General features: G+C 39.7%; 10 protein-coding genes. All 10 read right to left on the bottom strand.

All coding sequences use genetic code 11. The features are described 5' to 3' along the window. Nucleotides 1-7: 7 nt before the first annotated feature. The 10 genes from uvrB to IQ19_RS05310 all read right to left on the bottom strand — a co-directional run bounded on the left by uvrB (nucleotide 8) and on the right by IQ19_RS05310 (nucleotide 13,483). Entirely contained in the window at nucleotides 8-1,987 is a 1,980-nt protein-coding gene (gene uvrB, locus IQ19_RS05355; protein ID WP_144540699.1) for an excinuclease ABC subunit UvrB, read from the bottom strand. A gap of 770 nt (nucleotides 1,988-2,757) precedes the next feature. After that, nucleotides 2,758-4,122 carry an aspartate aminotransferase family protein gene (locus IQ19_RS05350; RefSeq protein WP_144540696.1) on the bottom strand — a complete coding sequence of 455 codons (1,365 nt, stop codon included), beginning with the start codon at nucleotides 4,120-4,122 and terminating at the stop codon, nucleotides 2,758-2,760. A gap of 83 nt (nucleotides 4,123-4,205) precedes the next feature. Then, nucleotides 4,206-4,745 (bottom strand): chromate transporter, encoded by a 540-nt coding sequence (locus IQ19_RS05345; protein ID WP_144540693.1) that lies wholly within the window; start codon nucleotides 4,743-4,745, stop codon nucleotides 4,206-4,208. Beyond that, a complete protein-coding gene (locus IQ19_RS05340; protein WP_277875278.1) occupies nucleotides 4,742-5,398 on the bottom strand; it encodes a chromate transporter in 657 nt (218 codons plus the stop codon). Before IQ19_RS05340 ends, IQ19_RS05345 begins: the two co-directional genes overlap by 4 nt. Nucleotides 5,399-5,680: 282 nt before the next feature. Beyond that, on the bottom strand, nucleotides 5,681-7,291 hold the full coding sequence (locus IQ19_RS05335) for a gamma-glutamyltransferase family protein (RefSeq protein WP_144540690.1): 1,611 nt from the start codon (nucleotides 7,289-7,291) through the stop codon (nucleotides 5,681-5,683). Nucleotides 7,292-7,499: 208 nt separating this feature from the next. Continuing rightward, the gene (locus tag IQ19_RS05330) at nucleotides 7,500-9,035 is read right to left on the bottom strand and encodes a tripartite tricarboxylate transporter permease (protein WP_144540687.1); all 1,536 of its coding nucleotides are present in this window, start codon (nucleotides 9,033-9,035) and stop codon (nucleotides 7,500-7,502) included. Between the two features lie 19 nt (nucleotides 9,036-9,054). After that, entirely contained in the window at nucleotides 9,055-9,519 is a 465-nt protein-coding gene (locus tag IQ19_RS05325; protein WP_144540684.1) for a tripartite tricarboxylate transporter TctB family protein, read from the bottom strand. A 134-nt stretch (nucleotides 9,520-9,653) separates the two neighbouring features. Beyond that, the gene (locus IQ19_RS05320; protein ID WP_199749380.1) at nucleotides 9,654-10,679 is read right to left on the bottom strand and encodes a Bug family tripartite tricarboxylate transporter substrate binding protein; all 1,026 of its coding nucleotides are present in this window, start codon (nucleotides 10,677-10,679) and stop codon (nucleotides 9,654-9,656) included. A 474-nt stretch (nucleotides 10,680-11,153) separates the two neighbouring features. Further along, nucleotides 11,154-12,338 (bottom strand): SulP family inorganic anion transporter, encoded by a 1,185-nt coding sequence (locus IQ19_RS05315; RefSeq protein ID WP_277875289.1) that lies wholly within the window; start codon nucleotides 12,336-12,338, stop codon nucleotides 11,154-11,156. A gap of 695 nt (nucleotides 12,339-13,033) precedes the next feature. Further along, on the bottom strand, nucleotides 13,034-13,483 hold the full coding sequence (locus IQ19_RS05310; protein WP_144540678.1) for an Lrp/AsnC family transcriptional regulator: 450 nt from the start codon (nucleotides 13,481-13,483) through the stop codon (nucleotides 13,034-13,036). Nucleotides 13,484-13,587 lie beyond the last annotated feature (104 nt).

Raw genomic sequence — 13,587 nt, 5'->3', positions numbered from 1 at the left:
TTCTACGTCATCCTTCCGCTTTTAACTCTAATAGTAAATCACGAAGCTCGGCAGCCCTTTCGAAATTGAGGGCTTTTGCCGCTTCCTTCATTTCCTTTTCCATATCGCCGATCAGTTTCTCGCGCTCTTTTTTGTTCAGCTTGCCGAGCTTGGCTGACGGCTGGTATTCTTCCTGCTCTTCCGCCGCATGGGTTGCACGGATTGAGTCGCGGATATCCTTTTGTATAGTCATTGGCGTTATGCCGTGCTTTTCATTGTATTCTTCCTGAATGGAACGGCGCCGCTTTGTTTCACTGATGGCTTTTTCCATGCTATCAGTAATCCGGTCGGCATACATAATGACATGGCCATTTGAATTACGCGCAGCCCGCCCAATTGTCTGGATGAGAGAACGTTCGGAACGGAGGAAGCCTTCTTTATCAGCATCCAAAATGGTAACAAGAGATACCTCCGGGATATCCAGCCCTTCTCTTAAAAGGTTGATTCCGACAAGGACATCGTATTTTCCAAGCCGCAGCTCACGGATAATCTCAATCCGCTCAAGCGTCTTAACCTCTGAATGCAGATATTGGACCTTAATGCCGATTTCCTTCAAATAATCAGTTAAGTCCTCTGACATCTTCTTCGTCAAGGTTGTAACCAGTACGCGTTCATTTTTCTGGATCCGCTCCTGGATTTCGCCAATCAGGTCATCGATTTGCCCTTCAATTGGGCGGACATCAATGGTTGGATCAAGCAGTCCGGTTGGGCGAATAATCTGCTCGATCATTTCCGGAGTGTGCTCAAGCTCATACGGACCTGGTGTCGCAGAAACAAAGACAGCCTGGCTCACATGCTTTTCAAACTCGGCGAAAGTTAGCGGGCGGTTATCCATGGCAGACGGCAAACGGAAGCCGTGGTCCACCAGCACAGACTTTCTGGCCTGGTCACCATTATACATGCCCCGGATTTGCGGAAGAGTCACGTGCGACTCATCAATCACAATCAGGAAGTCTTCCGGAAAATAATCCAGCAGCGTATACGGTGTTGAACCAGGCGGCCTTAACGTCAGGTGCCGCGAGTAGTTTTCAATGCCGGAACAGAAGCCCATTTCCCTCATCATTTCAAGGTCATAGCGGGTCCGCTGCTCCAGACGCTGTGCTTCAAGCAGTTTATCATTCTCTCTTAATTCAACAAGTCGTTCTTCCAGTTCCTTTTCAATATTTTGAATCGCAATCCGCATTTTTTCTTCACGTGTTACGAAGTGGGAGGCTGGGAAAATGGCGACATGATCGCGTTCTCCGATTATCTCGCCTGTCAGGGCATCCACTTCACGGATCCGATCAATTTCATCTCCGAAAAACTCGACACGAATACAGTGCTCATCCCGTGATGCAGGGAAAATTTCAACTACATCCCCGCGCACCCGGAAGGTTCCGCGCTGGAAATCAATATCGTTGCGCTCATATTGGATATCTACAAGCCTGTGAAGAAGCTGATTCCTTTCGATCTCCATGCCCGTTCTGAGAGATAGTACCATCTCACGGTATTCCTCTGGTGAACCCAAGCCATATATACAGGAAACACTGGCAATAATGATGACATCGTTCCTCTCAAATAAGGAAGAAGTAGCCGAGTGGCGAAGCTTATCAATTTCATCATTTATACTCGCGTCTTTTTCAATAAAGGTATCGGTTTGTGGCACATACGCCTCCGGCTGATAATAGTCATAGTAGCTGACAAAATACTCTACAGCATTATTTGGAAAAAAGTCTTTAAACTCGCTGTACAGCTGGCCGGCGAGCGTCTTGTTGTGGGCAATCACAAGCGTTGGCTTGTTTACTTCTTTGATCACATTTGAAATCGTGAAGGTTTTTCCTGTACCTGTTGCTCCCAGAAGCGTCTGGTGCTTCTTGCCGGAATTTATTCCTTCAACAATTTTTTTTATGGCCCCCGGCTGGTCGCCCTGCGGGGAATACTTCGAGACTAATTCGAATTGGTCCTTCACCTAAAAGCCTCCCGTTCAAAAAATATCCTATATCTATTTATTAACACAAATCAGCAAATTAAATGAATGAAGGCCGGGATGCTGCTGATTTGTCAGTTTTTTACTCAAAACTCATATCATCATTCTACCACAAAGTGCCTAAAACAAACCAATAATATGCGAACGGATATTCGTTTTTTTTATTTTTATTAAGGCTGTATTAAAGCTCAATGTTGAATTTAGCACCCTGTTGATTGGAGTGGAAGGGGCGTGATCCTCGAAAATGCACACTCATTTCCTTCGTGCGGTGTTCATTCAGGGAAGCTGATTCAGTGTCCTGCGGGAGTGCGGATCAAAGGCGCCGAGGAGGCTCCGCCCACGGTTTGCTGAGCGCCTGGAGCGGAAATCAACAGGCAAATTTAACAAAGCCTTTATCAATAAAGTATTGCTTGGGAAATATGGCGAAAAAGGCTGGGGAGTGTCGAAGAATAGTTAATCAAACGTTTGATTAACTTTTGTAAATATTTAAATTCTATTATTTAGCCGATCAATGAATATTAATAAACATTGATCAGCTAAATTAAAAGTGTCGGCCAAAATGCCCTTTGGAAGGTACTTTATCAAATTTTTTTCTTCCACTCTAAATACAATCCCTTTAGACTTACTTTTGATAATATAAAAAGCCTGTAGATGAAGTCTAGACCATAGACTTTATCTACAAGCTGAGAGATTGACCATAAATTCTATTTTTTTTAAACTTTTAAGTTAATCATAAGATTAATTGATAACTTTTATAAGTGATGCGCTTTAAGTACTTTCTTGAGTAATGAAACAATAAATGTAAAATCCTCATCTGTACAGGATAAAGGGGGTGACAGTGTTAGAATATTATTATACCCGTCAACCGTGTCTCCGTTTTTGCCGATAATCAGCCCGTTAGCCTTACACTCACTGATTATTGATCCAATATATGAAGGTGGAGCAGGTTCTTTGGAATCTTTATCCTTCACAAGTTCGATCCCCATTAAGAAACCGATTGAACGAATATCTCCTACGTTTGGATGGCTATTTAGGTCTTCCATTTCCTTCGCAAGCCTTTCTCCTAGCGTTCTAGAACGTTCTGTCAGGTTCTCTTTTTCCATTAATTCAAGATTTGCTAACGCCACTGCGCAGGATACAGGGTTTCCGCCAAATGTATTAACATGACGGAAATGGCCGTATTCTGATGAAGTTTTAAACTTTTCATAGATACTTTTCTTAACGGCTGTTGCAGAAAGAGGCATGTATCCACTGGTGATCCCTTTTGCCATTGTAACGATATCAGGTTTAATCCCAAAGTTTTGGAAACCAAACTTTTTTCCAGTCCGTCCGAATCCGCAAATAACTTCATCAATTATAAGCAAAACGCCGTATTTATTACAAATTTCTTCAATTTTTTTCATATAGAGTTGATGGGGGATGATAATTCCGCCACCTGTAATAACAGGTTCCATTATAACTCCGGCAATGGTTTCCTTTCCTTCCCAGATAATTTTTTGTTCGATATCCTGTGCACAATGCAGATTAAATTCTTCAATTGATTGGCCTTCAGGACGACGATAGCTGTCGGGTGGCCGGACATGCAGAAAGCCCGATACAAGGGGTTCATATTTATATTTTCGCTGGGACTGACCGGTTGCGGACAAGGCACCCATCGAGCTGCCGTGATACGCCCGATAACGGGAGATAAATTTGTATCTGTCCGGCTCTCCGTTCTGTCCATGGTATTGGCGTGTTATTTTAAAGGCGACTTCATTCGCATCAGACCCGCTGTTTGAGAAGAAGATAACATAATCATCATCAAGCCATTCATTTAATTTTTCAGCCAGCAGGATGGCTGGTTCATGACTTTGAGTTAACGGATAGAAGGACATTTTTTTTATCTGTTCATATGCAGCCTGTGCCATCTCTTCTCTTCCATAGCCGGCATTCACACACCATAAGCCCGACATAGCATCCAGATATTTATTTCCTTTATTGTCTGTTATCCAGGCACCATCGGCCTTAGAAACCACCATCGAATCTGCTTTTGCGTTATATGGTGAAATATGGTGCCACAAATATTTGCGATCCTTCTCTGAAAGGGTCTTGCTACTTATATTTGTTATTGTTTCCATAGTTTCCCTCCACAGCAATATACTTGTATTTCCTTTTAATTGCGCTGTCACAAGCTGAATGCTCTATTAAAAGATCCTTTATCCTATATTATTCCGCCTAAAAAGACTGCTCCATAACCTAGGGCACCTATTATAACTAAGGCCGGGTGGACTTTTAATTTTTCAAGCAATAAATAGCCGGCCGCTATTAAAAAAAAGGTCTGAAAAAGCCCAGCCCCTGTATAAGAACTTACGAAAAACTCGTAGGCCATAACACCAAGCAGCATTGCAATTGTCGGACGGATCAGCTTTGTCATTCGTTGTACCTTTGATGAATCTTTAAACTTAAAAAGAATACTTAATAGCACAATCATTAAAATGAGCGATGGAGCTACTGTTGCGAAGACACCTATAAAGGCCCCTAATATTCCAGCCTGTTGAAAGCCGATATATCCGGCCATTTTCGTTGCTATCGGACCTGGTAACGCATTTCCCATTGCAAGAAGTTCACTAAATTCGTTAATCGACATCCATCCGTAACGGTTAACTACTTCATTTTCTATAAGCGGAATTGATGCAGGGCCGCCACCATACCCAAGAATACCAGGTATGAAAAATGCAATAAAAATACTCCAATAGATCAAGAGACCCCCTGCCTTTCCTCAACCTTTATTTCATCATCTTTATCTTTCTTTAAAAGGGCGGAAACCAATAAAACAAAAATTAAAATTCCCGGATGAATGTTTAGTAATTCAATTAAGACGACGCTGATCACGGCAAGTCCTATACTTCCTCCCCAGCCGATTCCTTCTTTTGATTTTTTAAAAAACTCCCAAGTTAATACGGCAAGCATAACACCAACAATCGGCACTACTGCTTGTGTCATTCCAGCCACCCATGGCTGGTCCTTAAATGTAGACAAGGAGGTGAGCAAAATGATCATTAATATTATAGTTGGAACAACGGTAGCTAAGACCGCATTTATCAGTCCTGTTATCCCCCCTACTTTATATCCAATATAACCCGCCATTTTCGTAGCAATTGGCCCCGGCAAAGTATTGCCAAGGGCAAGCGTATCTCCAAACTCATCATCTGACATCCATTTATATCGTTCAACAACTTCCTTATGAACAAGTGGAATAGAGGAAGGACCCCCACCATACCCTAACATCCCTACTTTAAAAAAAGCCCAAGCAAGTTTAAATTGATTATGTAAAGCTGTTTTTCCGTCTGATTCTTTAGCCGAAGCTATTTCCGGTGACTCTTTTCCGCCTTCAGAACCTTTCTCCATTAGCATACGGCACCCGTCCCGGCCACACCTTTACTTTTTGCCAGGCAATTAAGGGAAACACATGCCGTTAATAGCTTTAAAGCTGAAAGGTAATAAAGTTGATCCCATTTCACTGTATGCACCCCTTTTTCATTAAATAAAAAAGTGTTCCTGACTTCATTTCCTTCTATTTGTTAACGAACTACCGAATCAGAACTAAATTGGCAATAGCCACCACCTTGAATTTTCTTTGGCCAGGTAAAATTAGTTTATGGTGTTTAGATGGTTAAACAAAGATGGCTGGTTTTTTTACCAGCCAAGAACTATCCCATCTGTCCGAGATTCTGAACCTCCTGACAGTACTCCTGTCTTAGGATTTCTGACTATTATCTGTCCTCTTCCAAAACTAAGACTGTCTACTCTTTTTACGATTTGATGTCCTTTGCGAACCAGCGCCTGAGCAATATGATCAGGGAAATGAGGTTCAACCTCTACTGTTTTGCCATTCACCCATTTCCATCGCGGAGCATCTAAAGCTGCTTGCGGGTTCAAATGAAAATCGATCATATTCATGATAACCTGCACATGGCCCTGGGGCTGCATAAAACCTCCCATTACACCAAAAGGGCCAACTGGCTGACCATCTTTTGTCAAAAAGCCAGGAATAATTGTGTGATATGTCTTTTTCCCTGGCTCCAGACAATTATAATGGTCTTCTTCCAGCTTAAAAGACAATCCGCGGTTTTGTAGGCTAATGCCTGTTTCAGGAACAACCACCCCTGATCCGAACCCTTTAAAATTACTCTGAATATATGAAATCATATTGCCATCCTCATCAGCTGCAGCTAAATAAACCGTTCCGCCAGCTAGAGGATCCCCCGGCTCTGGAAACATCGCCTCTTCAGTGATTAGACTTCTACGTACCTCAGCATAAGATTCGGATAATAACTGTTTAACAGAAACACCCATTTTGTCTATTTCGGTAATATATTTAAAACCATCCACATATGCCAGTTTCATTGCTTCAATTTGTTTATGATAAGTGTCAATCGAACCCCCATCACCCATATCAAAGCTATTTAATATATTTAAAGCCATTAGCGCAATCATCCCAGAACCATTTGGGGGAATTTCCCATACATCATACCCCCTATATTTTACATTTATTGGATTAACCCATTCAGGGCTATAGGAATAAAGATCTTCTTTCCTTATGAATCCTCCGTTCTGTCTAGAAAATTGATCAATTTTTTCAGCTAATTCTCCTCTATAAAAGGATTCTGCATTTGTTTCCGCAATGGATCTTAATGTACTTGCATGATGCGGGGAATTCCATATTTCTCCCGGTTTAGGGGATCTCCCTTCTGGTGCAAACACCTCAAACCAGTGTTTGAATTCTTCACCTTCTTCCTTAGAATAGGTTGCATAAGCCTCTTCCCATAACTGACTAATAACAGGTGATATCGGATACCCTTTTTCTGCATACTCAATGGCAGGCTGCAGGGTTTGCTTTAAGGAAAGCTTGCCAAAACGTTCAGATAATGCTGCCCAGGCTGACGGTGCACCCGGGACTGTAACAGGTATCATACCGTGCTGCGGCATCTCTTCATATCCTAGTTTTTTAACTTCCTCAATTGAAATACCTTTTGGTGATGGTCCGCTGGCGTTTAATCCATGAAGTTCCCCTTTCACCCAGACGATAGCAAAAGCATCTCCTCCAATTCCGTTCGAAGTTGGTTCTACTACTGTTAAGGCCGCCGCTGTTGCAATAGCAGCATCAATGGCATTTCCCCCTTGCTTAAGAATGTCAAGGCCTGCTTGAGAAGCCAATGGCTGTGAGGCTGCAACCATTCCCCTGCTGCCAAAAACAGTCATTCTTTTAGATGAGGAAGGATTATATAAAGAATCAAAGTTTAGCATTTTATAATTCTCCTTATTTATTAATTTATATAGATATAGTTCCTATTGAGTGAATCAATTTTTTATCGAAACCTTTTAATTGCACAATGAAAGAATACTTAACACTAAATTGTAATTAATAAAAATAATAATAGGGATGCTCTAGTTTCCTTCTATTAATATTTTTATCGCTTTCGGTTTACGCAGAGACATTGCGAGCTATACTTGTTTAAGATATCTTTTGATCTGTCTCATCTCCGACTATGCCCCCACCCTCTGTTTGTGCAGCCCTTTTATTTTGCTTTATGGAAACAATAATGGAGAGTAATGCAAAAACAAAAAATAACAAAGATAGCGGTCTTGTAAAAAATGTTAACCAGCTTGAGTCTAATTCCAAGGCCCGGAATATTTGATTCTCAAGGTTATGTCCAAGTACTACCCCTAAAATTAAAGGGGTTAAAGGCACTTTAGCTTTCGATAGAAAATAGCCAATAAGCCCGAATCCAAAAAGGACCCAAATATCAAAAACAGTATTATTTAACGCAAACGCACCGACTGCACACAGCATCAGTACTATCGGAACCAATATAGCTTGTGGCACCAATGATATTTTGGCAAACACCCTGATTAATAAGAACTGCGCCGCAAGCATGATAACCGCACTTACAAGGAGACCTACATAAATAGCCCCTATAAGTACTGGATGCTCTGAAAACATTAACGGACCAGGTGTGATACCGTGTAAAATTAACACACCCATCATAATAGCCATAACCAGATCACCAGGAATCCCCAAGGCAAGAGTTGGGATAAAGGCACCGCCCGCTACGGCATTATTGGCAGTTTCAGACGCAATAATTCCATCTGGAATACCCTTCCCGTACTTCTCAGGATGTTTTGAAAACTTTTTGGATTGATCATAGCTCACAAAATTAGCAACAGATCCGCCTGTTCCTGGAAGAGCTCCAATAATACTTCCGATCATAGCTGAACGGAAAGTGTTCATTTTTTGCGACCATAAATCCTTTCCAATTTGACGGTATGGAATATGAACATTCATATCTGGTTCTTTTGTATTCTTTTCTTTTTCTTTATTCAGTTTCTGAACATTATCCATCAGCTGCGCAAATGCAAAAATCCCAATCATAACGGGAAGCATTTCAAAACCTGCTGAAAACTCATTGATCCCAAAGTCGAAACGCAAATTCCCGCTGCGGTCAAGTCCAATGGTTGCAATAAATAACCCGAATCCTGCCGCAATTAACCCTTTGATCATAGCTCCGTTTGAAAGACTGGCAACCAGTGTAAGGGTAAAAACTATCATTGCTGTAATTTCCCAAGGGCGAAAGTTAAGACTAAACTTTGCGATTAAAGGACCGAATATTACCAGTACACCTACACTAATGATGGTTCCAATAAAAGATGCAAGCACACCAACTCCCAAAGCCCGTCCAGGTTCTCCTTTTTGAGCCATTGGATAGCCATCATAAACCGTTGTAATGGAGGAAGGCGTTCCCGGAATTCCAAGCATGACACCTGAGATTAAGCCCCCCGAGTAACCCCCAACAAAGATCCCGACCATAAGGGATAAACCATTAATAGGATCCATCGCAAACGTAAATGGAAAAGCAACCAAAATGGCCATCGTGATAGTAAATCCAGGGATACAGCCTCCGACAATTCCAAAAATGACACCGATTGTAATTAGAACCAAGGTCCAAAGATTTAATACTTCACCTAGCGCTTGAATAAAAAACTCTCCCATAATTTACCCCCTTCCTCATTTATGGCAACCAAACATTTAATCCATAATTAAAGATCACAAATACCGACATTGTTGTTATGACAGTCACCGAAACATTTAATAGTAATTTCTTTTTCCTTTTAACACCCATTAGAATAGCCTGCGAGATAAATAGATAAAGAGCGGTAGCAATAATGAAACCAGCTATAGGAAGAATAAAAACGTAAACAAAAAATGCGATAAACAAAAAAATAATTTTATTGTATTCGGTCCAAAAAGATTTAAGATCTTTTATATTTTTTTCCGAGGTACTTGGTTTCTTATTTCTAAATGAATTAATAAATAGCAGTACAGCTAGAGCACCCATTATTGCAAGCAAAATTCTAGGATAAAAAGCAGAGCCGTATACTTGCCAGCTAGACTTTTCCGCAATCTGCATTGATTCTACATACATTATGACGATAAAAATTCCTACTGCTAAAGCAAGAGAACGATCCTTTGTCATTTCTATCACCCCTCATTCAATGTCGTACGGTTACTGTGTACGATATGGAACTAAGATGAGTTCAAGATTTAATTCATTCATTCATTTATTTATTTATTTGAACTCATCATTACTCCCATTCGGCAATATATCAATTACTTTTTAAAATCGAGTCCTTCTGCAATTTCTTTTAGTTTAGCTTCTTGCTTATCAAGAAAATCCTTGTATTCTGTATGAGGAATAAAACTTGTAATAGATCCTAATTCATCGTTGATTTTATTTTTAACTTCATCACTTTCAAGGGCCTTTTTAAAAGCTTCCTCAATGATGACAATATGCTCTTCTGGAGTTCCTTTCGGTGCAAAAATTCCACGGTTTGTAGCATTTTCAATGTTAATTCCCTGTTCGATAAGAGTAGGGGTATCAGGCAATAAATCCAGTCTTTCATTATGTGCTATACCAGCAGGAATAAGGGACCCATCCTCATAGAATCCTTTTCCGGACGGGATATTTAACATAGAGAAATCTACTTCGTTTGCATATAAAGCTGCAACTTCATCTCCTGTTCCCGGATAACCAACAAAGCGGATCTCATCAGTAGAAATTCCGGTTTCAGCCAAAAATTGCGCCATGAAAAAATGACTGGTTGAACCTGGAATCATACTTATCTTCGCTTTTCCCGGGTTTGCTTTCACATATTCAACAAACTCTGCTGCGGTTTTGATACCCGACTTTGAATTGGTAGAAGGGATGTTAATCGTCTTTGTCAATAATGAAATCGGCTCAAAAGCGTCAAAGGAAAAATCAGAAGAGCCAGATAAGTGGGACGTTGCAATAGTGTCGTGACTTCCTAAGATTGTATATCCATCCGGTTTAGCATCTTTTACATGACGAGCCCCGAGCGTCGCCCCTGCCCCTTCCATATTAACCGGAACAACAGGCTGCCCAAGATGCTTTTCAGCTTCTTTAGCAACTAAACGGAAAATGACATCTGTTGCCCCTCCCGGTCCATATGGAATAATAAGTTTAATTGGCTTTTTAGGAAAATCAGACTTGGCCGATTCACTTGGTTTTTCACCAGTATTCGAATCCGCTTTAGTTGAAGTGCTATTCGATGATCCACAAGCTGCCAAACTAAAAACAAGGAATATTGCGACTATTAACACTAAAAATTTTTTCACTTAAAAAGCCCCCTCTTTTATAAAAATAAATTTGAAAATATTGCGAATCAACTAAAAGAATATGTCATCAAACGGAAAACCTCTATACTCACAAGAATAAATCACCCCCCTATTATTTCTGATAAGAATGACTGCAATTCACTTACACTTGTTAACCAAAAACCTTTTTTTACATTCACTAAATATTAAACATTTCACCTTTTACTTAACAAGTGTACCAAAGCTTGGTTATATTATCAATTATAATTCTGAAAATTTTAAATATTCATTATTGCGTAAGGACGAATATTACATTATCACGTTATATTGACTTACATTGGGCATTTTTAAAAATTTTAAAGATTTATGGGATAAAACCTTACACTTCTTTTACCTTTATTTTTTTGTTAAAATGATTTCCCGCAAAAAGAAAAAAGACCTCAATCCAGTTTGGAGTGGCCTTTAAATACATTATTTTCAACTCTTATATGCAGTTTAATAAAGTGCTTTTCTGATCTGGGAAAGAAGAATCGAGAATATAATCCCTATTAATAACCCCCAAAAAATATCCAGCATTAATGTTGATATAAACGTTGAGAGAAAAATAAACAGCTCACCAGGTGCATGATTAAGGGAATATTGCTTGAATTTCACAAGGCTTGAAACAGCAACCATAATAATAGCAGCCAGCGATGCCTTCGGTAAAAAATAAAAAAGTGGTGTCAAATAGAGAAGTGAAATTATAATAAAAGAAGCAGTCAGAAGGAGTGCAAGCCTGCTTTTTGCGCCTGACTGATAATTGACCGCTGTTCTTGAAAGAGCTCCCGCTACTGGTATTGATCCAGTAAATGAACTAGCGATGTTTGCGAGTCCCAATCCAAGTAACTCTTTGTTTGTGTTGATCGGTTCCTTTTCTCTATTATTAAATGATTTAACAACTGCATAGGATTCGAGAAAAGAGATGAATGCGATGATAAGAGCAGTAGGAAACAATAACTGAATTGTATAAAGTGACGGTAAATTAATCTTTAGTTTGGGCAACCCTTTTGGTATTTCTCCAACGATGTCCACACCCATTTTGTGCACATCAAAAACACCGACTAAAAAAATAGAAACAAGAACAACAAGTAGTGGACCGGGTGATCGGGGGGTACACTTCTTTAAAAGGACCAATATAAAAACACTTACTAAGCCTATTGTCAGGGTGTAAGGGTTTACTTGCGGAAGTTTAACTATTACTTCCATTACATATTGGAAAAAATTTTGATACTCAGGCAGCGAAATTCCCATTATTGACTTAAGTTGATTTACAATTATAATAATGGCTGCAGCAGATATAAATCCATTAATAACGCTAGGTGATATAAAATCAAAAAAGTCCCCAACTTTAAAAAAACTCATTATTAAATGAATAAATCCAACCATTAATCCAAGCAGTATAATCAGTTCTACAAAATGAGCAGAGCCCGGCTCAGTGATGCCGGAAATACCAGAAAAAGCTATAAGGGAAACAATAGAAACAGGGCCAACCGATAAAAACTTAGAACTTCCAAATAGTGTATATACTATAAGCGGAAGAGTCCCGGCATACAATCCTAATTGAACCGGTACACCTGCAATAATTGCGTAAGCCATACTTTGAGGGATAAATAAAACCGCTACAATAATACCTGCAGATATATCGCCAGATAAATAAGATTTCTTGTAATTAACACACTTTTTCGATTCAGTGATTAAACTAATAAATATCTAACCTCCATTCTATTTCAATAGGTACAAGCAACTTATCGTCTTATTTGTATGACTTCTTCTAAATAAAAATGTTACTTTCAATACCTAATGTTATTGGGTTATTTTTTTGAGTAAAAAAAAAACGCTAGGTATAAGGTTATTCCTACTTTAATACCTAGCACTTAAAATTGAGTAGTAAATGGGGCACATGCGAGAATTTTAATAAAAAGCTGTGTTAAAGCTTATTGTTGATTTTAGCACCCTGTTTATTGGAGTGGAAGGTGCTAATCCCGCGAAAATGCTTTCGCATTTCCTTTGTGCGGAGTCTTTTCCTGGATGCTTATTCAATGTCCTGCGGGAGAAGCGTCTCAACGGGAGACCCCACAGGTGAGAATGCACCGAGGAGGCTCCAGGACCGCCCGCGGTTCGCTGAGTACCTCGTGCTGAAAGCAAATTTAACAGCGCCTAAAAAAAGGAAATCGAAGAAAAGGAAAACCCGATTCGAGGGTGGAGGTTAGCCTGTTATAAAGGAAGGTGGTGTAAATATTTTTTAATCTGGATGAAGTTCAAAAGATTAAAAATAACTCTAAGATGAATATTGACCGAGGAGGAAGCAGCCGCCCCGGTATGTAGAGTCTGAATTTTTATAATTTCAAACCGGTTCTACTCTTAAAGCGCCTTAATAAAATATGGCTCTCTACTCTGGTAATCCCTTCTAACCCATATAACTCCTTATTAATAAAGGATTCCAGACTTGGAAAATCATTTACCAGAACATGCATATGCAATGTACTCGGTCCTGTCATTTGATAACAGCTGGCAACTTGTGGATTGTTCGCTAATGTCTCGGCGACTTTAACTAAATGTGCGGGCTCACAATCCACCTCGAAAAACGCAGAAACACTTTTACCTACTGAATCAGAATTAATAACAACACTAAATTTTTCAATGATTCCTTTTTGAATCATTTGATTCACACGCTCCCTGACAGCAACACGGGAAATTCCTAGTTCTTTTCCAATGTCTACATAAGACATTCTTCCATTATCGGAAAGCAGCTCAAGAATTGTTTTATCAACCTGATCAATTTTCATCTTTTCACCACTCAAAACGAAATTATATAAACTCATTTTATTACTTTTGTAAATACATCACAACGCTAATAACTGCACCTCAGGAAGCAGACATCTAGCCATCA

This window comes from Cytobacillus oceanisediminis, from assembly GCF_007830235.1.
Lineage (GTDB): Bacteria > Bacillota > Bacilli > Bacillales > Cytobacillaceae > Cytobacillus > Cytobacillus oceanisediminis.
The sequence above is the reverse complement of the archived record's forward strand: the minus strand, read 5'-3'. Positions and strand labels throughout refer to the sequence as shown.

Excerpts from the sequence above, each read along its gene's own strand:
- IQ19_RS05350 (WP_144540696.1), bottom strand. The coding sequence starts at position 4,122 with ATGGAAACAATAACAAATATAAGTAGCAAGACCCTTTCAGAGAAGGAT.
- IQ19_RS05340 (WP_277875278.1), bottom strand. The coding sequence starts at position 5,398 with ATGCTAATGGAGAAAGGTTCTGAAGGCGGAAAAGAGTCACCGGAAATA.
- IQ19_RS05335 (WP_144540690.1), bottom strand. The coding sequence starts at position 7,291 with ATGCTAAACTTTGATTCTTTATATAATCCTTCCTCATCTAAAAGAATG.
- IQ19_RS05330 (WP_144540687.1), bottom strand. The coding sequence starts at position 9,035 with ATGGGAGAGTTTTTTATTCAAGCGCTAGGTGAAGTATTAAATCTTTGG.
- IQ19_RS05325 (WP_144540684.1), bottom strand. The coding sequence starts at position 9,519 with ATGACAAAGGATCGTTCTCTTGCTTTAGCAGTAGGAATTTTTATCGTC.
- IQ19_RS05310 (WP_144540678.1), bottom strand. The coding sequence starts at position 13,483 with ATGAAAATTGATCAGGTTGATAAAACAATTCTTGAGCTGCTTTCCGAT.